The sequence below is a fragment of the Neorhizobium sp. DAR64860/K0K1 genome, assembly GCF_050500205.1.
Taxonomy (GTDB): Bacteria; Pseudomonadota; Alphaproteobacteria; order Rhizobiales; family Rhizobiaceae; genus Neorhizobium; species Neorhizobium soli.
The window spans coordinates 314,674-335,402 of record NZ_CP191458.1; the positions used below are offsets into that span (position 1 = coordinate 314,674).

The window sequence follows — 20,729 nt, forward strand, 5'->3', positions numbered from 1 at the left end:
CTCACTTCACCAGCTCGCAACCGGCCTTGGCCGGGTCGAGATAGGCCTCCTTGCCGGGAATGGTGGCAAGCACGTTGTAATAGTCCCACGGCTCCTTGCTTTCGTCAGGCTTCTTTACCTGCAGCAGGTACATGTCGTGGATCATTCGGCCGTTGGCTCCGACCGTGCCGCCGCGCGCGAAAAAGTCGTCGACCGGCATTTCATGCAGAGCTTTGGAAACCGCATCGCTCTCGTCCGTACCGGCCTTCTGCACGGCTTTGAGATACTGCGTCACGGCAGAATAGGTGCCCGCATGAACCATGTTCGGCATCTTGTTGGTCCGGGCAAAAAACTTCTTGGCAAACTCGCGGCTCTTGTCGTCGAGGTTCCAGTAATAGCCTTCCGTTAGCGTCAGGCCTTGTGCTGCCTCAAGTCCGAGCCCGTGCACTTCGGCCAGCGTGAACAGGAGCGCCGCCAATTTCTGACCGCCTTGGACAATACCGAACTCGGCCGCCTGCTTGATCGAGTTGGCCGTGTCGAGACCGGCATTGGCAAGCCCGATCACCTTCGCGCCTGATGACTGCGCCTGCAGCAGGAAGGATGAGAAATCCTGGCTCGACAGGGGATGCCGCACCGAACCGACGACCGTGCCGCCATTGGCCTTCACGTAGTCACTGGTCTGCTGCTCGAGGGAATAGCCGAATGCATAGTCCGCGGTCAGGAAAAACCAGCTGTCACCGCCCTGCTTGACCATCGCACCGCCTGTGCCGACCGCAAGCGCGTGGGTATCATATGCCCAGTGAAAGCCGTAGGGCGTGCAGGACTTGCCCGTGAGATCAGTGGTCGCCGCACCGGTGTTGATGGTGATCTTCTTCTTGTCCTTGGACAGCGCCTGGACCGCGAGACCGACCGACGACGTTGTCAGGTCCATGATCGTATCGACCTGCTGGGTATCGTACCACTGGCGGGCGATGTTGGAGGCGATGTCGGGCTTGTTCTGATGGTCGGCGTCGATGACCTCGATCGGAACATTCAGAACCTTGCCGCCAAAATCCTCGACCGCCATCTTTGCAGCCTCAACGGACGACTTGCCGCCGAAATCGGAATACACGCCGGACTGGTCGTTCAGGATACCGATCCTGACCTTGCCGTCGGATGCCGTTTGGGAAAATGCAGTGCTGCTGGCGAGCAATACGGCCAGCGGTGTAACAACGGACGCCACAAACGTCTTTCGCATAAGGTCTCCTCCCAGAGATAACAGCGCGCGAGTCTGTTCAAATTTGGCGGGCCACCCTCCTCAAAGCAGCCCCTCCTGTGGGTATGGTCGAGTAAAACGAACGTTGACGCAAGGAGGAGCGCGCTATTAATTGCAAACAGCCTCTGTTCAATTTTGAACAGACACGTGACAGCGTTTGAACAGATAGGGACATTGGAGCGCTAACCGCCGACATGACAGCCAGCCCGAACTTCACCTGGGACGACCTTCAATATTTCCTGGCCGTCGCCCGAACCGGGCAGCTTTCCGTCGCGGCCCGGCAGTTGCGCACCAGCCATGCCACCGTATCGCGCCGCATCGACCGACTGGAATTCAGTCTCCGGATCAAGCTTTTCGAGCGCAATCCGCGCGGCTATGTCCTAACGGGAATTGGACAACGCTTCATCGAAGCGGCGGAACGCATGGAGGCGGAAGCGGACCGGTTACAGATGGATATCTTCTCGGGGAGCGCTGCTCACCAGGGCGTCGTCCGTCTCAGTGCTCCGGAAGGAATTGCGAACTTCTTCCTCGCGCATCAGATCAGTGATTTCACCGTCCAGCATCCCAATCTCTCGCTCGAGCTGGTGACGATCCAGCAGATCATGTCGTTGTCGCGCAAGGAGGCCGACATTGCCATCTCGCTCGATCCGCCGAAGGGCGGACCCTACGAAATCGAGAAGATCACCGACTATCGGCTGAACATCTACGGCGCAAAATCCTACCTGTCCGATCGACCGGAGATCAAAAGCCGCGACGACCTGCTGCTACACCCCTTCATCGGCTACATCCAGGATATGATCTTTGCGCCGGGACTGGACTATCTGGGCGACGTCCATCCGGGGATCCGGCCGCGGTTTCAGAGCTCAAGCATCTCGGCGCAACTGACGGCGACGCTTCAGGGCCAGGGACTCTGCATCCTGCCGCATTTCATTGCGCGCCGTCAGCCGGATCTCGAGTTGGTGCTGTCCCGCGAGGTGCAGTTGACCCGGCACTACTACCTGGTCCGCCACCGCGACATGAGCCGCATTCCCCGTGTACGTGCCGTCGCCGATTACCTTTTGGCAGTCGTGCAGAACAATCGAGATGCTTTTCTTGGCGAAATAGAAAGCGCCTGAGCAGAACGAAATGTGCCCGCCAAACCGGGTTTACCTGGCGTGGCGGGCACTGTACCGAGACAGTACCGCGTTTGGAATCAGTGGCTGACGATTTTTACCGGGATTGCCTTGGACGCCGGCGTCTTGGACATCTCGTCGTGATGGTCGATTGCGTTCAGCACATTGCATTCGGGATAGTACCCACCGATCGTGCCGCGCGGAAGCTTGTGCGCTCTGACCGTCAGCCCGCCGAGTTCGCGGTGTTTGCCGTCTTCGAAGTCACTGACGAGCGATACGACCTGACCTTCCCGAAGTCCTGCTGCAGCGATGTCTTCCGGACACATGAGAAGCACGTCTCGCGTACCCTCGATGCCGCGGAATCGATCCGAATAGCCATAGATCGTTGTGTTAAACTGGTCGTTGGATCGCATCGTGATCAGCCGGAACCGACCAGGCGCATCCTCGAACGACAACGCGTTGAGCTGATGCGGCGTTGTAAAGACCGCTTTCTTTTCCTCGGTATTCCACTTGCGGTCATGCGCATCATTGCCGCGGTAAAAGCCGCCGGGCTCGAACATGCGCTGGTTGTAATGCTTGAAGTCGTCGGGGTAGGTTGCCTCGATGAGATTGCGGACGAGGCTGTAGTCCCGCGTCCATTCGTCCCATTTCAGCTTCGGGTTATGGTCGAGGGTTGCCTTGGCGATGCCGGTCACGATCGCAAGTTCGCTCTGGAGTTGCTTGGATGCCGGCGTGCGCTTTCCGATCGAACCGGAAATGTGGGAGAAGCTGTCTTCCGTCGTGACGGACTGATTTCCGGTCGCCTGCATGTCGATCTCGGTTCTGCTAAGACATGGCAAGATCCAGGCCTCCTTGCCCGGAAACAGATGGCTGCGGTTGAGCTTGGTCGAGACCATGACAGTCAACTCCTGCTCGGCCCAGACCCGCTCCATATCGACCTGATCCGGCACGGCGCGAAGCAGATTGCCGCCGAGTGAGATCGTGGCGCGAATGGTTCCCGCCATCATGCCTTTGACCGCATCGACGATGTGCGTTCCGTCCTCGGTTGGAGGATCGAAATCGAACAGTTCCTTCAGTTTGTCCATCGGGATGAGCTTGGTTTTTTCGGCGATGCCGACGGTCCGCTGGCCCTGAACGTTCGAGTGGCCACGCACCGGACAGCAACCAGCCCCCTCGCGGCCGATATTGCCGCGCAGGAGGAGAAGGTTGACCAGCATCGCGATGTTGAGGCCGCCCTGCGAGTGCTGGGTCAGTCCCATTCCATAGACGCCGATGACGCGCTTGGCGGCAATATAAGTCGCGCCTGCCTCGCGCAGATCAGCCTCCGTGAGCCCGCTTTCGCGGACAATGTCCGACCAAGGCGTATCGCGCACGCATTCGATGAACTTGTCGAAGCCCGTCGTATGCTCGGCGATGAAATCGACATCGAGAACACGCGCCCGGCCAGCGGCAACCGCCGCATCATCGGCCTCGACGACGGTCTTACAAAGACCCAGCATGGCAGCGACGTCACCACCGGCCTGCACCTGCAGATACTGATCGGATATCTTGGTCTCGTTGCCCGTGACCATGTCGAGCGGATTTTGCGGGTTCACGAACGACACGAGACCCTGCTCGATGACAGGGTTGAATGTGACGATCTTCGCGCCGCGCTTTTTGGCTTCCTGCAGCGGATGCAGGAAACGTGGACTGTTGGTGCCCGGGTTCTGGCCGAAGAAGAAGAAGGCGTCGGTCTTTTCCAAATCTTCCCAGACGATAGTACCGACCGGCGAGCCGATGACCTTGGTGAGGCCGACGGACGTCGTCTCGTGGCACATGTTCGAGCTCTGCGGCAGGTTGTTGTTGCCGTAGGCGCGTGCCAGCAAGGCATAGAGGTAGGATGCTTCCAGTCCGGCATGGCCCGACGAATAGAAGACTACACTCTTCTTCTCCAGGCGCTTTAGCGTTGCGCCGATCTTCTGGAAAGCCTCGTTCCAGGTGGCCTCCACGTATTGTCCGGTCGCGTGGTCGAAGCGGAGAGGATGGGTCAGGCGACCTATCATCTCCAGATCGTGGTCTTTCCAGCCCTTCAGCTCCTCCACCGTATGCTTCTTGAAGAAATCAGGTCCGCAACGGGAGTTGGTCAGGTCCCACATGGTGGCCTTGGCACCATTCTCGCAAAACTCGAAGGGGTGATAGTTCTTAGGCTTTGGCCAGGCGCAGGAGACGCACATAAATCCGCCCGGCTTGTTTTGGCGAGACAACGTTTCGAGAAACGCTGGTGGAGGCGAACTCTCGCCGTAGATCCGGAAAATCGACTTTACCGAGCCCCAACCACCTGCAGGGCCTTTGCCTTCAGGATTGCTGATGTTGTCTGCCATGGGTGGGCCTCCGAAATGTTCGCTGAAAGGGATGCTAGGGGCGGCATCGACATAACTCGAAGAAGGCGCGATCGTTCCTCCCGCCGGGCAGTCGTTTCCGAGCGGCTGTCGGATCCGGAGACGGCATAGGGCTTCGGTTTCAGGATGACGCATAGAGCAAATGACTGACGTGACGTTGCTCCACTATTCTTCTTGAACCGGCGGCATATATAGGCGTTTGCGTCCGGACGATTGCGGTTGGGCGCGCCAGGCAAGACTAGTTGTAAACAGGGAGATACCGGCCGTGCACCTGCCCAAGATCGTGATCGGAACCATATTCGCCATTGCCGCATCTGCGGCCACGGCATCGGCGCAAGTCGTCGTATCTTCAAAGATCGATACCGAGGGCGGCGTCCTCGGCAACATCATTTTGTCCATCCTGAACGCAAACGACATCAAGACGACGGATCGCGTTCAGCTCGGCGCCACACCTGTCGTGCGCAAGGCGATCACCGCCGGCGAAATCGACATCTATCCGGAATATACCGGCAATGCGGCGTTCTTCTTCGAAAAAGCCGAAGACCCGGCCTGGAAGGACGCGGCAAAGGCCTATACTGAGGCCAAGAAGCTGGATTACGATGCAAACAAGATCGTCTGGCTGACCCCGTCTCCGGCAAACAACACCTGGGCGGTCGCCATCCGCAAGGAAGTCGCGGACGAAGGCAAGATCAAGACCTTCAGCGAATTCGGCTCGTATGTTGCTGGCGGCGGTAAGGTCGTTCTGGCTGCCTCCTCGGAATTCGTCAACTCGGCTGCAGCCCTTCCGGCCTTCCAGAAGACCTACGGCTTCACGCTGAAGTCCGACCAGCTGATCACGCTGTCCGGCGGCGACACCGCTGCTACGATCGCAGCAGCTGCAAACCAGACCAACGGCGCCAATGCGGCGATGGTCTACGGCACGGACGGTGGCATTGCGCCATCAGGTCTCGTCGTTCTGGAAGACGACAAGGGCGTCCAGCCGGTCTACCAGCCGGCTCCGATCATCCGTGAAGCGGTTCTGAAGGAGCATCCACAGATCGAAACGCTTTTGAAGCCTGTCTTCGAAAAGCTTGACCTTGTGACACTTCAGGAATTGAACGGCCGCGTGCAGCTCGGTGGCGAACCGCCGAAGGCCGTTGCCGAAGACTTCCTGAAGAAGAACGGATTTCTGAAGTAAAGCTGGCTGTATGATGCATTCCACCCTCAGGGGCGGGATGCATCACCCGGGGGCCAAGGAGGATCGGATTGAAGCTTCGCCTCGATAAGCTGGGTGTCGTCGTGGCGCTGCTGGCGGTCTACGCTGCCTTCTTCGCGCCCCTCATGATTTTCCGTCCCAACCGGATCGTGCCGGGGCAGGGGAAGTCTCTCTGGGAATCCCTGCCGCCCTCCACGTCGATCGCCTTCGTCGTCGTTATCGGCGTCGCGATCCTCATCACACTCTTCAAAACACCTCTTTATCTGAGGCTGTCGGCTGCGGCGGCCGTTCTCGCGGGACTTGCCATCTCCGTCGGTTCCGCCGCGTCGTTTCTGACGCCGGACGGCAATACCTATGCTCGTGTTTCGCCGGCCTCCGGTGCCTGGCTGTTGATGCTTGCCTTCGCTCTGCTCGCCGCCGATGCGATCGCCAGACTGCGGCCAACGCCCGTCGTTCGGATCGCCTTGCTGGCGGTCAGCCTAGCGGGAATAGCGGTCGTCCTGTCTTCGGGTCTCTGGGACGGACTTTCCATCATCAGGGAATATGCGGGCCGCGCCGACGTCTTCTGGCAGGAAGCGGGAAAACATGTGACATTGGCGATCGGATCGCTGATTGCAGCCGTCGTCGTCGGTCTTCCCCTCGGCGTTCTTGCCCACCGAGTCACGTCCTTGCGTTCCGGCATTCTCAACACGCTGAACTTCGTCCAGACGATCCCGTCGATTGCCCTGTTCGGCATTCTCATCGCGCCGCTCGGCTGGATCGCCATCAACGTGCCGGGTGCGGCCGCGATCGGCATACGCGGCATTGGCGCTGCACCCGCGTTCGTCGCGCTGTTCCTCTACTCCCTGTTGCCTGTTGTCGCCAACACCGTCGTTGGCCTTGAGGGCGTGCCCCGGGAAGCAAACGAGGCGGCCCGCGGAGTCGGCATGACCGGGCGCCAACGCCTGTTCGGCATCGAACTGCCGCTCGCCATGCCCGTCATCCTGACCGGTATCCGCATCGTTCTGGTTCAGAATATCGGGCTTGCGACCATTGCGGCCCTGATCGGCGGCGGCGGGTTCGGCGTCTTCGTCTTCCAGGGCGTCGGCCAGACGGCAATGGATCTTGTGCTCCTGGGCGCCGTACCCACCGTCGTGCTCGCCTTCACCGCAGCCACCGTATTGGACGCACTCGTCGAACTGAACGCCCCTGTTGGCACTCGAGGCAAAGCCGCATGATCGAAATCGAGACCCTCACCAAGCGTTACGGCGACAATACGGTTGTCGACACAGTGACTATGACGATCCAACCGCGCACGGTAACGGTCATTGTCGGAACGTCCGGCTCCGGCAAGACCACGCTTCTGCGGATGATCAACCGGCTCGTGGAACCGACCTCCGGAACCATCAAGCTCGACGGCGTCGACAATCGCGACCTGCCGGGGTTCGAACTGCGGCGCAGGATCGGCTACGCGATCCAGGGACACGGGCTTTTTCCGCATCGAACCGTCGCGCAGAATATCGCCACTGTTCCGGGTCTGCTTGGCTGGGACCGGCCCCGCATTGACGCCAAAGTAAAAGAGCTGCTCGAACTCTTCCAGCTCGACCCCGCCGATTTCGCGTCGCGTTTTCCGCATGAACTCTCCGGCGGGCAGCAACAGCGCGTCGGCGTGGCACGCGCACTTGCGGCTGAACCCAACGTGCTCCTGATGGATGAGCCGTTCGGCGCTCTCGACCCGATCATTCGCGCCAAGGCGCAGCAGGACCTTATCAGCATTCAAAAAGTGCTCGGCACGACCATCGTTCTCGTCACGCACGATATGGACGAGGCCTTTCATCTGGCGGACCGGATTGCGGTGATGGACAAGGGCAAGGTCGTTCAATACGGCGCGCCCGTCGAGCTGGTTCGACAGCCTGCGACCCCGTTCGTCGAGACCCTGATCGGTGATACGGAGCGGCCGTTCCGGCTCCTGTCGATGCAGACTATCGGTGAGGCCGTCGAGCCCAATCAAGCGACAGGGGAACCACTGTCCGAAGACATGAGCCAGCGAGAAGCGCTATCAAAGCTTTTGTGGACGGGACAGCAGGCATTGCCTGTTCGCGCATCCGATGGGCGGATCATCGGCTCTGTTTCGGTCGAAGGACTTTCGAAGCGCGCGGCGGGTCTGGCATGAGAGCGTGGCTTCCTCTCATGCTGCGGGCGTTACTGCTCGTTCTTCTGCTGACGTTCCTGCTGATGCCCGAATCGTTCGATCCCATCCTGCGCCCGCTGGTTCAGCAGAATGCGCCCGCGATCTACAATCAGGGAAGTCTTCTGACACTCACGCTTCTGCATCTGAGGACGGTCGCCATCGCCACGACAGCAGCGATTCTTGTGGCTGTTCCCATGGCAATTCTCGTGACGCGGCCGATCGGCGCCGAGTTTTTGCCGCTCTCGCGGGGCCTCGTGAATATCGGGCAAACCTTCCCGCCAGTAGCGGTGCTGGCGCTCGCGGTTCCAACGCTGGGGTTTGGTGAAAAACCGACGCTGGTCGCGCTCTTTCTCTACGGTTTGCTGCCGATTTTCGAAAACACACTGACGGGGCTGACGACCCTTCCGCCGTCTGTCATGGAGGCGGCGCGCGGGACAGGCATGACCGGGTTGCAGCGGCTGTTCAAGGTCGAGCTGCCGCTCGCCACACCCGTCATCCTCGCCGGTATCCGTCTGTCGGTCGTGATCAGTCTCGCCACGGCCACGATCGGTTCGACCGTTGCCGCAAAAACCCTGGGCGAAGTCATCATCGCCGGCCTGCAGGCCAACAACCTCGCCTTTATCCTGCAAGGCGGCCTGATCGTCGGCGCTCTTGCGATCCTCATCTACGACACGCTGTCCGCCGTCGAGCGGGTTGCAGCTCGTCGTACGGGCCTGAACGTGCGGTAATTCCGCTTCTGGTAGAGCTTCAACGCTGACAGTCTAGCTGTCCCACTTCGGCCCGACACCGCGGCCGGTAATCAACCAGCCGAGGCTTACCTGCAGGGAGCGTGCGACGATCTCGAGATCGGTTGCGATCGGTGCGTCACGGTCGTTCTCCCAGGCCTCCCAGACACTCCGGTCAACACCGGACATGTGGGCAGCATCATCTACCGAAAGATCAGTCGCATCGCGTGCCAGGGAGATACGCCCGCCGAGCGTATCGCCGGTAGCCTGGTCGAGATCCGTTCCGTCAATAAACATCGTCTGCTCCTAACAACTGGACGCTGGCATCAAGTAGCAAAAGGGCTCCGCGGATAACCGCGAAGCCCGAGGCCTATGTCAGCCTTCTTCTCCAACCCAGGCCTTGACCTGATCCGGATGGTCCTTGATGTATTTTGCGACCGCTTCGTCGTAGGACGTCTCCTGCGCGGTAAACATCCCCGCTTCGAGATCAGCGATCGGCAGCTTCATGCGCGAGAGGAAGCCGGCAACCTTCGGATTTTCGGTCTTGAAATCCTTGCGGGCGAGAACGTCGACATGCTCTGCTTCACCCAACGATTTCTTGGGGTCGGTCAGGTAACGAAGCTTGTACTTGCCGAACATCCAATGGGGGCTCCAGGACGTGGCGACGAACCACTTTTCGCTGCGCATGGCGCGATCGACCGTCGTCAGCATGCCCGCCTCACTGGAGATCTGCAGCTTGTAGTCGTCGAGACCGTAATCCTTCACGGCCTTTTCTGACAACCGTGTCAGACCTGCGCCCGGATCGATGCCCTGCACGATGCCGGAAAGCTTCTTTTGCACTTCAGGCTTCTTCAGATCCTCGATCGAAGCGATCTCGCTTTCCGGGATATAGGCCGGAACGACCCAGCCCAGCTTTGCGCCGTCATAGACGGTACCGAGCGTTTCGACCTTGTCCTTCACCTTCTCGTAGTAGTCCGCATGGGTCTGCGGCAGCCAGGCCATCATCATCGCGTCGAGATCGCCGCGGCTGACACCCTGGTAGAGCGGAGCGACATCGGACTGTACCAGCTCGACTTCCGTGCCGAGTTCATCCTTGATGAGCTTTGCGGCGAGCTTGGTGACAAATTCAGCATCGGACCAAGCGGACCAGCCGATCTTTACCGGCTTGGCGTCCTGCGCCATCGTTGCGGTCACAGATCCACCGATGAGAGTGGCGGCGAGCCCGAGGGTTGCGAGGGTCTTGAACATGTAGTCTCCTTTTTGGGAGGTTTGCAATTGCGGGTTCATCACCCGCACGGTTCGGCGAAGGACTGGATCAGGCGGTTGCCGTCACCATGTCCTCACGCTCGTTTCTCTTGAAAAGCGCGCGCCAGAGGGCGTTCGGCTTTCTGGATTTCTGGCCGAGGCTCTGGGTGATCCGGTCGAGAATGACGGCCAGGATGACGACGGCAAGACCGCCCTCGAAGCCCGTGCCCACATCCAGGCGCTGGATACCGGTCAGAACCGTGTTGCCGAGCCCGCCGGCGCCGATCATCGAAGCGATGACGACCATCGACAGCGACAGCATGATCGTCTGGTTGATACCGGCCATGATCGAGGGCAGGGCATTGGGAAGCTGGATCTTGAACAGAAGCTGCGTCGAGGTGCAGCCAAACGCGTTGCCTGCCTCGATAAACTCGTGATGTACCTGGCGGATGCCAAGATTGGTCAGTCGCACGACAGGCGGCATTGCAAAGATCACCGTGGCGATGGCACCCGGTACCGCTCCAAGCCCGAAGAACATCGCTGCCGGAATGAGGTAGACGAACGCCGGCATGGTCTGCATCAGATCGAGGATGGGCCGGACGATGGCTGCGACACTATCCTTGCGCGCCATGGCAATGCCGAGCGGCAGGCCGATGATCATCGCCATCAGCGTGGACGCGATCACCAGGGAAAGCGTCTCCATCATGGCGCTCCAAAGACCCATGTGGTCCACCAGCCAAAGTGCGATGCCGGTCAGCAGGCCGAAGCCGAGGCCGACCCGCCAGAGGGATAGCGCGACAAAGATGGCAATGCCGACGGGCATCGGGAGCGCAAGCAGCGCATCCTGGATCGTCCCGGTCACAAAGCCGATCGCCGACGCGATCAGATCGAGAAAGGGGGAGAAGTTGTCGAGGATGTAGTTGACGGCTGTATCGATGCCGTCGCCGATGTTGAAATTCATGTCTGTCTCCGGTTTCTGGCCGGCTACAGCGCCGCCTGCATCGTGGACCGGCAGGGCGCTGCAACAATTCTAAGGTCGTGAATGGAAATCAGCTGGCGCGGTCGAGCGTTTCGAGCAGCGTCGTTTTGCTGATCGATCCGAGATAGCGCTTGGCGTCATCGATGACGGGGACCGGCCAGGCGCTGGCGGCGACCGTGCCGAGAACGTTCGACAGCGGTTCGTCGGCTGCGATTGTCTCGATCCCGGTGAGAAACGCTCCGCGGTAGGGATCATCCGCCTTGGCGCGCAGCTTTTCGACAAGCGATGTCTGGCTGACCATTCCCTGGTAGGTCTTGTCGCGACCAAGAATGATCGCGTATTCGCGGTCGAAGTGCTTCATGCGTTCGAGTGCGGCGGCGGCCGATACACCCTGACGGTCGATGATCGTGACCTGGGTCTTGCGGGCAACATCGCCGGCCTTGAAGACATGGCTGACATCAACATTGCGGAAGAAGGAGCGGACGTAATCATTGGCCGGGCTCATGACGATTTCGTCCGGCGTGCCTACCTGAATGACGCTGCCGTTCTGCATGATGCAGATACGGTCGCCGATCCGCATGGCTTCGTCGAGATCGTGGCTGACGAAGACGATCGTGCGGCTTTGTTCGGACTGAAGACGGACCAACTCGTCCTGCATCTCGGTCCGGATGAGCGGGTCAAGTGCCGAGAAGGCTTCGTCCATGAGAAGAATGGTCGGTTCACTGGCCAAAGCACGGGCAAGGCCGACGCGCTGCTTCATGCCGCCGGACAGCTGATCCGGAAGGCTGTCCTCGTAACCGTCGAGGCCCACGGCCTTCAAAGCAACGAGAGCCTTCTGCCGACGCTCGGCTTCGTTGACGCCTGCGACCTCGAGACCGAAGGAAGCGTTGTTGAGCACGGTACGGTTGGGCAGAAGCGCGAAGGACTGGAACACCATGCTGATATCGCGGCGCCGCAGATCGATCAGTTCCTTGCGCGACATCTGGGTGATGTCACGCCCGTCGATTTTTATCGCACCGGATGTCGGCTCGATGAGCCTGTTCAGCAGACGAAGGAGGGTGGATTTTCCGGAGCCGGACAGGCCCATGATCACGAAAATCTCGCCAGCTTTGATCTCGAAGCTCGCGTCGTTGACACCGACGGAGCAACCGGTCGCTGAATGGATTTCGGATTTTGTCTTGCCGGCGCGGATCATGTCCAAGGCCTTGTCAGGCCGCTCGCCGAAGATTTTGTAGACGTTGTTTAGACTGATCTTGGTCGGTGTCGCTTCGAGCGGCGCGTCATTTTCAGTTGCATAAGCCATTAAAAATTTGGCCCGGGCTCGGTAGCGCGGGCATTCTCCTAGACAGTCGGATCTACTCTAAGGCGGAAGCATAGGCTTTCCGGCCAGAGGTCGTCCGTGTATTTTATTTGGGCGATATAGCCATCGCCGGCGAAGAACCAATCCGATCAGCGTATCGCGAGGATTGTATCAAGTCAGACGTCACGCACTAAAAGCGCGCTTCAGACGCACATTCGTTATGCGCATCTGCAGCCCGTCCATGACCTGTTTGTAGAGCGAGAGATGTGGATGTCCATCAAAAAATCCAATTTGCATGGGCCGGAAAATCTCCCGAAGCGCGCTCATCCATCGCAGATCCACTGCATCAACGAGCATCTCGCCCTATCGAACCCGGATTTCAGACCGGCCATCACGAAACCGTGAAACAATGAAAATCATGCTCTAGCCCAAATTGCGAACCTCCAGACTTTGTGAGCCAGTGAGCTAGACTGCGACGCGCAATCGTCCCAACAAGCCGATTTCCCGACCGTTACACAGCCAACGCAACTCCCCGCAGTCGCTCTGAGAAACACTCGCGTTGCACTGCGACATGGGATATTTGCATTGTTGGGTGATGGGCGGGTAACGACGTCTGGTCTTTGTGAAGCGGTTTACTCAGCGTGGTCTCATGAGCGTTGTCGGGCAGAGTACTTTTATCATCGACAATCTGAGATTAGCGGACGGTCGCCAAGGCATGTCGCTGAGTGTTTCGAACGGCGTGATAGTCGCGATCGGAGAGCAGACCGCACAGCTATCGTCGCCGCGTTTCGATGCTGGAGGGGTGCTGATCCTGCCGGGACTGACGGATGCGCATGTCCATCTCGACAAGGCGATGATCCTTGGCCGCTGCCCGCTGTGCGAGGGGACCCTTGCTGAAGCCGTTCGGCTGACGGCGCAAGCGAAACGCAGCTTTACCGCAGAGGATGTCGAAGCGCGCGGCGCGCAAGTCTTGGAATTGGCTGTGCGTGCGGGTACGCAGCGCATGCGCAGCTTCGTCGAGGTGGATCCACGCGCAGGTCTTCGAAGTCTGGAAGGTCTGCTGCGGCTGAAGCGCAGATGGTCGGGTCTCATCGACGTCCAGCTTTGCGCCTTCGTGCAGGAAGGCCTGACCAACGAGCCTGAAACCATCGACCTTCTTCACGAAGCCATGAGGATGGGTGCGGATCTGATTGGCGGATGTCCTTATACGGACCCTGATCCCGTTGCCCATGTCGAGCTCATCTTCGGCCTTGCCCGTCGTTACAACGTTGATGTCGACTTCCACGCCGACTTCGATCTCGATCCCGGAAATTCCATTTTGCCCGAGATCATCAGGCAGACCGAAGCCTTCGGCTGGGGTGGGCGTGTCACTGTCGGCCATGCAACGAAGCTTGCAGCCTTCGACCCTGACGAGCGTGAGAGGATGGCGCGGAGCATGGCCGAGGCCGGTATCGCTCTCGTCGTCTTGCCCGCGACAGACGCGTTTTTGAACGGATCGCGCGACAACCCGATGCGGCCGCGCGGCATCGCTCCGGCAGCCCAGATGAAGCGCTTCGGCGTGGATGTCGCGCTCGCCACCAACAATGTGCAAAACCCGTTCACCCCGTACGGCGACGCCTCACTGCTTCGGATGGCAGGTCTCTACGCCAATCTCGATCAGCTCTCGACGGCTGCCGACATGCACAGCGTTTTCGAGATGGTTTCGACGGATGCGGAGAAGATCATCGGGATGCTGGCGCCACCGATCGCTGTGGGTGCGAAGGCCGAATTCATTCTTGTTGCCGCAGAAACGGCCGAAGATGCGATCCGCCGCAACGCGCCCGTCGTCGCCGCTGTCAAACGCGGCGTGTTGCGACTATGGGCGCCTCTTGCGCCTTTGATCATTCCGGACTGAAACTTTCCTTGTCCCGCGCGCGTAGTAGGAGCGAAATGCTCATTTCGGCGAAACGCATTGAGGACTAATGCAAAAGATTGTCTTGCTTCTGGGGTTTGCGCTCGCGGCGTTCGGCATCGTCGGCGCGCGGCAGGTGACGGCCGATGACCATGTGCCACAAGCGGTCCGGATCGATGTCGGCGGTTACAAACTCAACAGCGTTCTGATCGAGCCGGACAAAAAAGCGGATCTTCCCCCGATCGTCTTTCTCCATGGTGCGAGCACGAGCCTCAAAGATCCCCTCTTTTCGTTCAGGAAGACGTTGCAGGGCAGGGCGCGACTGCTGTTCGTCGACCGACCGGGACATGGCAGTTCCGATATCGGAGGCGAACAGAATATCCTTCCGGATGGCCAGGCTGATGCCGTCGCGCAACTGATGAGGAAGCGGGGGATCGGCAAGGCCATTATCGTCGGCCATTCCTTCGGGGGCGCCATCGCCGCGGCATTTGCAGTTCGGCATCCGGACATGGTGTCCGGTCTCGTCTTCCTCTCGCCGGCGGTCTACCCCTGGGACGGAAGCGTGGCATGGTATTATTCTGCAGCCACAGCCCCTTTCACGGGCCAGGTCTTCAGCGCACTGGTCGTTCCACCGGTGGGGCTGCTGGCGATCAAGGGTGCGGCGAGCGCAGTCTTCTCTCCCAACCCTGTCCCCGCCGGCTATATTGCCGAGACCAATGCATTTCAGGCGCTGAGCCCAACCGCATTTCGCCATAATGCGCGGGAAATCTCGGCGCTCAGCGACTGGGCACGTACCGCCTCGCGACAATATCCGAAGATCAAGGCGCCGACAGTGATCATCACCGGTGATGCCGATGAGATCGTATCTCCCGAAATCCATGCCAAACATCTGGCGCGCGATATCCGCGGCGCAAAACTGATCGTCGTCCACAAGCTCGGGCACAAGTCCGACTACATCGCGAGGGATCTGGCGGTGGCTGCCATAGAAAGCGTTGCGGGCCGACGCAAGGACTTAGCCTCCATTGCAAGGTCGGTGGAGCGACGGATAGCGGCAGATGCAAAGGATTGAACCCGCCAGGGAACGCGAGGGACAGGACCTGACCGTCTGGCGCCGTCGGTGCCGGTTGGGCCTCTTCCTGTTCTATGCCGCAGCGGGCGTCCTGCATATCACCGTGCCGCGGCCGTTTCTCAGCATCACACCCAGCTGGGTCCCTGATGCACCGGAGGTGATTCTTGTAACGGGCCTCTGCGAGATCGCAGGCGCGATCGGATTGCTTATTCCTTGGTCGCGTCGGTATGCAGGCATTGGCCTGGCGCTTTACGCAGCCTGCGTCTTTCCTGCCAATATCAAGCACGCAGTTACCAGCCTGACTGCGCCAGATGCCTCGCAGTGGCAGTGGCTTTATCACATGGTCAGATTGCCGTTGCAGCCTGTTCTGATCTGGATCGCCCTGTTTGCGGCGGGCATCGTCAGGTGGCCGATGAGGGCGAGGGGCTGATCTGTCGCCTCTGCGCGACAACAATTCCGCGCCGGCATCGTGCCGCGCTCGGCGAAGGTCGGAGGATTTCCAACCCGAATCCACCGGCAGCACGACACGACCTTAAGGGTTTCAAAAAGGAAGAGACCATGTCCTCCATTTCCAGAACCGGCTTTACGATACTCTCAGGCGCACTGATCGCCGTCACGCTCGGTGTTTCGGCCTTTGCGGCAGACACCGTCCGGGTCCGCGGTACAGTCGAGAGCCTCCAAGGCAAGACCCTGTCTGTCAAAACCCGCGAAGGCACGAATGCCAAGATCATGCTCAAGGATGACTGGAAGGTGTCGAGCGTTGCCAAGGCCTCTATCGATGACATCAAGCCTGGTGACTTTGTAGGGATCGCCTCGCTGCCGACTGCCGATGGCGGTGACGGCGCTCTTGAAGTTCTGATCTTCCCGGCGGCGATGAAAGGCACCGGCGAAGGCAGCTACGCCTGGGATCTGAAGCCGAACAGCTCGATGACCAATGCGACGGTTGCCGATGCGGTCAAATCCGTCGATGGCCACACAGTCACCGTGACGTACAATGGCCAGGAGAAAAAGATCTCGATCCCTGAGGGCACACCGATCGTGACGTTCGCGTCAGCAGTCGAAGCGGATATCAAGGCAGGCGCGACTGTGTTTGTGCCGTCGGAAAAGGCGGCCGATGGCTCCATGTCGAGCGGCCGGGTCGTTGTCGGCACCAACGGCGTCGTGCCTCCGATGTGAACGAGCTCGTCGATCGCCTAGAGATGGCGCAGTTCTATCCGCGCTTCGAAACCGTCGGAGCGTCCTGTCGCCGGAGATGCGAGGATCAACTGTCCGTTCATCTGACCGAGTAGTCGGTCCACAATGGAAAGACCGAGACCGGAGCCTTCGGCTTCGGTCCGGCCACGCCCGAAGCGCTTGCGAATGGCGGCGAGTTCAATCGCACTCATAACCGGCGATCCGTTGGTAATGCGCACCGGGCCACCATCCTCAAGAAACACCTCGACCGGTTTATCCGGCGTCCCGTGAATGAGTGCGTTTTCGATCAGATTGCGCAGCACGATTGCGAACGCATCCTCGCTCACCGGCGCCGTCAGGCGCGCGCCGGCTGGATGGTGGAGGACAAGCCGTTGCGGATCCGCCATGCCGCGCTGAAAATCGGTCACCACCATGTCCAGAACGCGACCGAGATCGACGGCGTGGTCGGCGAGGCCGATGCCAGCTTCTGCGCGCGACAGCTGCAGCATCTTTTCCGCAAGGTGGCTCAGTCGCGTCAATGAGGCTTCAACCTGGTCGGCACGCCGGCGATGAGGGCTTCCCACAAGTTCGGCGACCAGCATCTGAGTCTGCGCCAGCGCGCCCGCAATCGGCGTTCTCAGCTCGTGGGCGCTGTTGGCGGTAAATTCACGCTCTGCATCAAGTGCTGTGCGCAGCCGCTGCATCAGCCGATTGACCGATGCGGCAATCGGCATCAACTCTTTCGGAAGCGCCGTCGCGTCGATCGGCTCGGTGTTGCCGCCGTCCTTGGTTTCGATCTCCTCGCGCAACGCACCGACGGGACGGACAGCTCGCCGCACCACGAACCAGATCGCCATTCCGCAGACGGGAATGAGCAGCAGAAGTGGCAGAAACAGTGCCATGGCGCCTTCGCGAAGCGCTTCTTCTCTGTTTTCGAAAGCGTCGGCGACCTGCACGAAGACACTCCGATCGCCATTCGCCGCGGTATAAAATTGATAGGTGTCGCTTCGCCACAGCCCTGCCTTCAGAGGCGCCTCGAAAGGTTCTGCCGGCGCATCATGGGAACGGATCAGGATCCGCCCGGCCGTGTCTCTCACCTGATAGATCAGGTACTCCCGTTCGCCGCTCGAACTCGCGGTCTGTAGTTGTTGGGGGGAGGCGCCGACGAGGCTGCGATGTTCAAGGTCGTCGACGGCAAGAGGAACCAGTCTCTCGGCCGTATCCTGCAGAGTGCCATCGAAAATTTCGGCGAGCTCCTCTTCCATCACAACCAGGCCGAGGCCCACGGCAAGCAGCCAGAGAAACGCCATCACCACGGTCAGCCACAAAATCAGACGCCGGGTCATGGAAGGCGCCGACTTGGAAAGAAGCATGCTCATCGATCTACCCTAGCCGATATCCAATTCCGCGCAGTGTTGTGATGTGGTCGCGGCCAAGCTTCTTGCGCAAGCGGCTGACATAGACTTCGACGGTATTGCTCTCGATTTCCGAGCCGAAGGCGTAAAGCGCTTCCTCGATCTGTGATTTGGAAACGACCGCACCGACACGAGACGACAGCGCGTCAAGCACGGCCCATTCCCGGCTGGAAAGTTCGATGACGGTGCCCGTTGCGGTAACGCGGCGGTCGGTCGCATCGATCTCGAGATCGCCCACGCGAAGAAGCGAAACCGGACGGCCGCTGTACCGGCGACTGACCGCCAACATGCGCGCCGTCAGCTCACCCAGGTTGAAAGGCTTCACGAGGTAGTCGTCTGCACCGCTGTTCAATCCTTCGATGCGATCTGAAATCTGGTCATGTGCCGTCAGAATGATTACCGGCGTGGTAATACCCTTGGCGCGCAGGCGTTTCAAAAGCGCGATGCCGCTGCCATCCGGCAGGCGCAGATCCAGAAGGACAAGACCGTAGCCGGTCGTCGAGAGGGCGCTCTCTGCAGCGTCAAGCGTCTTGGTCCAGTCGACGGCATGGTCGGCGCTCACCACATGGTCGCGCACTGCTTCCCCGAGTGTCACGTCATCCTCGACCAGAAGAACTCTCAAGCAGTCTGCTCCATCCCTTTGCCATTTCGCTTCGGCGATCCGGAGACGAGGATAGCCGGAAATCTCAGGAAGTGGAGCGACAATCGTGCGCACACAAGCGAAGCACGAGAGTCCTGTTGCCAACCCAGCAAGCGATGTCGAGAAGAACTGTCTGACCGGACTACCACCAGTGTCGAACGGGTCAGAAGTCTGCACGCGCGCTGGCAACGCCGCTACTGTCTCTCACCCGCCGGCATGATGCCATTACGTCAAGGTCCGGCTTGTAGCTCGAAGTCCGAACGGACATCATTCCGAGTACGGTGTGAAACAGATTGTCATGTGAGGCGGGTGCAGCCGCTCGGGAAGAGAGGCATTGCGGATCGGTCGTGGTTTTCAACTCCGACCCTTGCCACAGCACAAAGGGCACGTGGGTCTGCTGCGATGGCGCAACGACATACGGAGCGCCGTGCAGATAAAGGCCATGCTCACCGAGCGACTCGCCGTGATCGGACATGTAGATCATGGCTGGAGCGATGACGTCCTGACGCGCCTTCAGACTGTCGATAACCGACGCGAGGATGTGGTCCGTGTAAAGGATCGTGTTGTCATAGGCGTTGACGATCTCGTCGGTTTTGCAATTGCCCAGTTCAGCATTGCGGCATTCCGGCTTGAAGCGGGCAAAGGCCGTGGGATAGCGCTCAGAATAGGCGGGGCCATGACTCCCCATCTGATGGAGGACCAGAACGCTGTCGCCCTTGACTGTCGAGAGCCAGCCATCGAGTGCCGCGATCATTCCCTCGTCGAGGCACTCCCTGTCTTTGCAGTAGCGGGGATCGTTTGCATCGGAAAACGAGTGGTAGGCGGTACGGCTTGCAACGTTCTTGCTGCCGGTGTTGTCGTCCCACCACTCCGTTTTGACACCCGCGTGACCGAGGACATCGAGCAGATTTTCGTTCGCGAGGCCGGCACGATGGGAATAGCCCCGCCGTGTCAGGTTGGAAAACATGCAGGGCACGGAAACCGCTGTTGCCGTGCCGCAGCTTGATGTTTCCTTGAAGTAGGTAATGTCTCGGCGGGCGAGCTCCGGATTGGTGTCGCGGCCGTAGCCACCAAGCGAAAAATTCTCGGCACGGGCCGTCTCGCCGACAACGATCACCACGACGCGCGGTCGGCCGGAGGATGTCGGGGCAATGACGCGGGCATCGGTCCCGAGCGATTTCACGACGACGGTTTCGTCCTCGCCGGTCGCCATGGCAAAGCCGATGGCATTGCCGATCGGCACGAAGGGGTTAAGTGTCATCATCAGGTCTTTGTGGAGCCGCGTGACCGAGGCAATGCTGCGAGCGCTGCTCATTCCGCAGGCGAGCGCGACCAGCAGAAGTGGAACGATTGCCGCGCTGTTCCACAAGACTTTGCCGAAGAACGGCCTGTGTTCGATCTTGACCCAGCAGACCAGAAGCGATGGCAGGATGCCGAAAACGGCCATGTGCAGCACGAAGGCCGGTGTCAACAGATGCCCGGCTTCGGATGACGTCGTCTGGACGGCGTTGCGGATCATGTCGACGTCGATGATCGTTCCGAACCTGTCCATGAACCAGGAGCCCGCAGCAGCGCTCACGAAGAGAAAGACCAGAACCGGCTTCAGGACATACTTGAGCGACAACGATACGATCAATGCTGCGAAAAGGCATGCGAGACCGAGTATGAAGGCAGCAAAGGCAAGGTGACTGTCGAAATAGGCGAAAGCCCGCGTGAGAAACATCCGGTTGGTAAAGGCCGCCAGATAGAGTGCACCTGTCACAGCCAGGGTAACGCTACCCATCCGCGGGCGGAAGAAAGGAGGTGCGGTTCTGGACAGACTGTAGATCGGCACTGGTTGATCCTCGGCGATATCGATTGCCACGGATTTGCATCGGATCCTGACACGCACCTGAATGCCCTAGACCAACGGCCACCCTTCAGCTGGGAGTCAGCTTCGTTCGTCATCATTGCCTGAGTGAGAAGCAACAAGGCCTATACTCGGTGAACAGTTTTCGTCTTCGGCCCGGTCTAATTTTCGTGGGCATATTCGTACTGATCGTGTGCTCGATCTCGCTGCTGCGCGATCCCCGGCACATTCGCAATCCCCAGACGCTACCGGGATCGAACGTTCGACAAACACATATGCCGACGGGTTAAGCCGCCGCATCTTGACCGGCCGATGTCCGGTGCGCCATGTCATGGGGTGCATCTTTACGGACGA

The 20,729-nt window shown here is 59.7% G+C and carries 18 protein-coding genes; 9 read left to right on the plus strand and 9 right to left on the minus strand.

What is annotated here, in order from left to right; all coding sequences use genetic code 11:
• Window position 1: 1 nt before the first annotated feature.
• Complete coding sequence (locus tag ACQY1J_RS01420; protein WP_430249819.1) at window positions 2–1,216, minus strand: ABC transporter substrate-binding protein; 1,215 nt, start codon at window positions 1,214–1,216, stop codon at window positions 2–4.
• Between the two features lie 212 nt (window positions 1,217–1,428).
• On the opposite strand from ACQY1J_RS01420, the gene ACQY1J_RS01425 reads away from it, so the two are divergent.
• On the plus strand, window positions 1,429–2,349 hold the full coding sequence (locus ACQY1J_RS01425; protein WP_184655383.1) for a LysR family transcriptional regulator: 921 nt from the start codon (window positions 1,429–1,431) through the stop codon (window positions 2,347–2,349).
• Between the two features lie 77 nt (window positions 2,350–2,426).
• On the opposite strand, the gene ACQY1J_RS01430 is transcribed toward ACQY1J_RS01425, so the two are convergent.
• Window positions 2,427–4,706: an FdhF/YdeP family oxidoreductase gene (locus ACQY1J_RS01430; RefSeq protein WP_430249820.1), complete on the minus strand. Its 2,280-nt coding sequence runs from the start codon at window positions 4,704–4,706 to the stop codon at window positions 2,427–2,429.
• A 283-nt stretch (window positions 4,707–4,989) separates the two neighbouring features.
• Between ACQY1J_RS01430 and osmF the strand changes: the two genes are divergently transcribed.
• The 4 genes from osmF to ACQY1J_RS01450 all read left to right on the plus strand — a co-directional run bounded on the left by osmF (window position 4,990) and on the right by ACQY1J_RS01450 (window position 8,817).
• Complete coding sequence (gene osmF, locus ACQY1J_RS01435; protein ID WP_062578000.1) at window positions 4,990–5,901, plus strand: glycine betaine ABC transporter substrate-binding protein OsmF; 912 nt, start codon at window positions 4,990–4,992, stop codon at window positions 5,899–5,901.
• Between the two features lie 68 nt (window positions 5,902–5,969).
• Window positions 5,970–7,136, plus strand: coding sequence for an ABC transporter permease (locus ACQY1J_RS01440; protein WP_092663035.1), 1,167 nt, complete (start codon window positions 5,970–5,972; stop codon window positions 7,134–7,136).
• A complete protein-coding gene (locus tag ACQY1J_RS01445) occupies window positions 7,133–8,071 on the plus strand; it encodes an ABC transporter ATP-binding protein (protein WP_062459754.1) in 939 nt (312 codons plus the stop codon). The genes ACQY1J_RS01440 and ACQY1J_RS01445 overlap by 4 nt, the downstream gene beginning before the upstream one ends.
• Window positions 8,068–8,817 carry an ABC transporter permease gene (locus ACQY1J_RS01450; RefSeq protein ID WP_062459757.1) on the plus strand — a complete coding sequence of 250 codons (750 nt, stop codon included), beginning with the start codon at window positions 8,068–8,070 and terminating at the stop codon, window positions 8,815–8,817. Before ACQY1J_RS01445 ends, ACQY1J_RS01450 begins: the two co-directional genes overlap by 4 nt.
• 33 nt (window positions 8,818–8,850) lie before the next feature.
• Here the strand turns inward: ACQY1J_RS01450 and ACQY1J_RS01455 are convergent, their stop codons facing one another.
• The 4 genes from ACQY1J_RS01455 to proV form a co-directional block, all read right to left on the minus strand.
• Window positions 8,851–9,111 (minus strand): helix-turn-helix domain-containing protein, encoded by a 261-nt coding sequence (locus ACQY1J_RS01455; protein WP_062459760.1) that lies wholly within the window; start codon window positions 9,109–9,111, stop codon window positions 8,851–8,853.
• Window positions 9,112–9,189: 78 nt separating this feature from the next.
• Window positions 9,190–10,062, minus strand: a complete 873-nt coding sequence (locus ACQY1J_RS01460; protein ID WP_430245663.1) for a glycine betaine ABC transporter substrate-binding protein — start codon at window positions 10,060–10,062, stop codon at window positions 9,190–9,192.
• 67 nt (window positions 10,063–10,129) lie between these two features.
• Entirely contained in the window at window positions 10,130–11,020 is an 891-nt protein-coding gene (locus ACQY1J_RS01465) for an ABC transporter permease (RefSeq protein ID WP_062459766.1), read from the minus strand.
• Between the two features lie 88 nt (window positions 11,021–11,108).
• On the minus strand, window positions 11,109–12,341 hold the full coding sequence (gene proV, locus ACQY1J_RS01470; protein WP_062459769.1) for a glycine betaine/L-proline ABC transporter ATP-binding protein ProV: 1,233 nt from the start codon (window positions 12,339–12,341) through the stop codon (window positions 11,109–11,111).
• A 712-nt stretch (window positions 12,342–13,053) separates the two neighbouring features.
• Between proV and ACQY1J_RS01475 the strand changes: the two genes are divergently transcribed.
• The 4 genes from ACQY1J_RS01475 to ACQY1J_RS01490 all read left to right on the plus strand — a co-directional run bounded on the left by ACQY1J_RS01475 (window position 13,054) and on the right by ACQY1J_RS01490 (window position 16,474).
• Window positions 13,054–14,232, plus strand: coding sequence for an amidohydrolase family protein (locus tag ACQY1J_RS01475; protein WP_430249821.1), 1,179 nt, complete (start codon window positions 13,054–13,056; stop codon window positions 14,230–14,232).
• A 67-nt stretch (window positions 14,233–14,299) separates the two neighbouring features.
• On the plus strand, window positions 14,300–15,298 hold the full coding sequence (locus tag ACQY1J_RS01480) for an alpha/beta fold hydrolase (protein ID WP_430249822.1): 999 nt from the start codon (window positions 14,300–14,302) through the stop codon (window positions 15,296–15,298).
• Window positions 15,285–15,728 carry a DoxX family protein gene (locus ACQY1J_RS01485; protein WP_430249823.1) on the plus strand — a complete coding sequence of 148 codons (444 nt, stop codon included), beginning with the start codon at window positions 15,285–15,287 and terminating at the stop codon, window positions 15,726–15,728. The genes ACQY1J_RS01480 and ACQY1J_RS01485 overlap by 14 nt, the downstream gene beginning before the upstream one ends.
• A gap of 128 nt (window positions 15,729–15,856) precedes the next feature.
• Complete coding sequence (locus tag ACQY1J_RS01490) at window positions 15,857–16,474, plus strand: hypothetical protein (RefSeq protein ID WP_062578413.1); 618 nt, start codon at window positions 15,857–15,859, stop codon at window positions 16,472–16,474.
• Between the two features lie 17 nt (window positions 16,475–16,491).
• Here the strand turns inward: ACQY1J_RS01490 and ACQY1J_RS01495 are convergent, their stop codons facing one another.
• The 3 genes from ACQY1J_RS01495 to ACQY1J_RS01505 form a co-directional block, all read right to left on the minus strand.
• On the minus strand, window positions 16,492–17,850 hold the full coding sequence (locus ACQY1J_RS01495; RefSeq protein WP_430249825.1) for a histidine kinase dimerization/phospho-acceptor domain-containing protein: 1,359 nt from the start codon (window positions 17,848–17,850) through the stop codon (window positions 16,492–16,494).
• Window positions 17,851–17,854: 4 nt separating this feature from the next.
• Window positions 17,855–18,508 (minus strand): response regulator, encoded by a 654-nt coding sequence (locus ACQY1J_RS01500; protein ID WP_062459782.1) that lies wholly within the window; start codon window positions 18,506–18,508, stop codon window positions 17,855–17,857.
• Between the two features lie 181 nt (window positions 18,509–18,689).
• Window positions 18,690–20,390: a phosphoethanolamine transferase gene (locus ACQY1J_RS01505; RefSeq protein ID WP_430249827.1), complete on the minus strand. Its 1,701-nt coding sequence runs from the start codon at window positions 20,388–20,390 to the stop codon at window positions 18,690–18,692.
• Between the last annotated feature and the right edge of the window lie 339 nt (window positions 20,391–20,729).

Excerpts from the sequence above, each read along its gene's own strand:
- ACQY1J_RS01495 (WP_430249825.1), bottom strand. The coding sequence starts at position 17,850 with ATGAGCATGCTTCTTTCCAAGTCGGCGCCTTCCATGACCCGGCGTCTG.
- ACQY1J_RS01490 (WP_062578413.1), top strand. The coding sequence starts at position 15,857 with ATGTCCTCCATTTCCAGAACCGGCTTTACGATACTCTCAGGCGCACTG.
- ACQY1J_RS01430 (WP_430249820.1), bottom strand. The coding sequence starts at position 4,706 with ATGGCAGACAACATCAGCAATCCTGAAGGCAAAGGCCCTGCAGGTGGT.
- ACQY1J_RS01480 (WP_430249822.1), top strand. The coding sequence starts at position 14,300 with ATGCAAAAGATTGTCTTGCTTCTGGGGTTTGCGCTCGCGGCGTTCGGC.
- ACQY1J_RS01420 (WP_430249819.1), bottom strand. The coding sequence starts at position 1,216 with ATGCGAAAGACGTTTGTGGCGTCCGTTGTTACACCGCTGGCCGTATTG.
- ACQY1J_RS01465 (WP_062459766.1), bottom strand. The coding sequence starts at position 11,020 with ATGAATTTCAACATCGGCGACGGCATCGATACAGCCGTCAACTACATC.
- ACQY1J_RS01475 (WP_430249821.1), top strand. The coding sequence starts at position 13,054 with ATGTCGCTGAGTGTTTCGAACGGCGTGATAGTCGCGATCGGAGAGCAG.
- ACQY1J_RS01485 (WP_430249823.1), top strand. The coding sequence starts at position 15,285 with ATGCAAAGGATTGAACCCGCCAGGGAACGCGAGGGACAGGACCTGACC.
- ACQY1J_RS01445 (WP_062459754.1), top strand. The coding sequence starts at position 7,133 with ATGATCGAAATCGAGACCCTCACCAAGCGTTACGGCGACAATACGGTT.
- ACQY1J_RS01425 (WP_184655383.1), top strand. The coding sequence starts at position 1,429 with ATGACAGCCAGCCCGAACTTCACCTGGGACGACCTTCAATATTTCCTG.
- ACQY1J_RS01460 (WP_430245663.1), bottom strand. The coding sequence starts at position 10,062 with ATGTTCAAGACCCTCGCAACCCTCGGGCTCGCCGCCACTCTCATCGGT.
- ACQY1J_RS01450 (WP_062459757.1), top strand. The coding sequence starts at position 8,068 with ATGAGAGCGTGGCTTCCTCTCATGCTGCGGGCGTTACTGCTCGTTCTT.
- ACQY1J_RS01455 (WP_062459760.1), bottom strand. The coding sequence starts at position 9,111 with ATGTTTATTGACGGAACGGATCTCGACCAGGCTACCGGCGATACGCTC.
- proV (WP_062459769.1), bottom strand. The coding sequence starts at position 12,341 with ATGGCTTATGCAACTGAAAATGACGCGCCGCTCGAAGCGACACCGACC.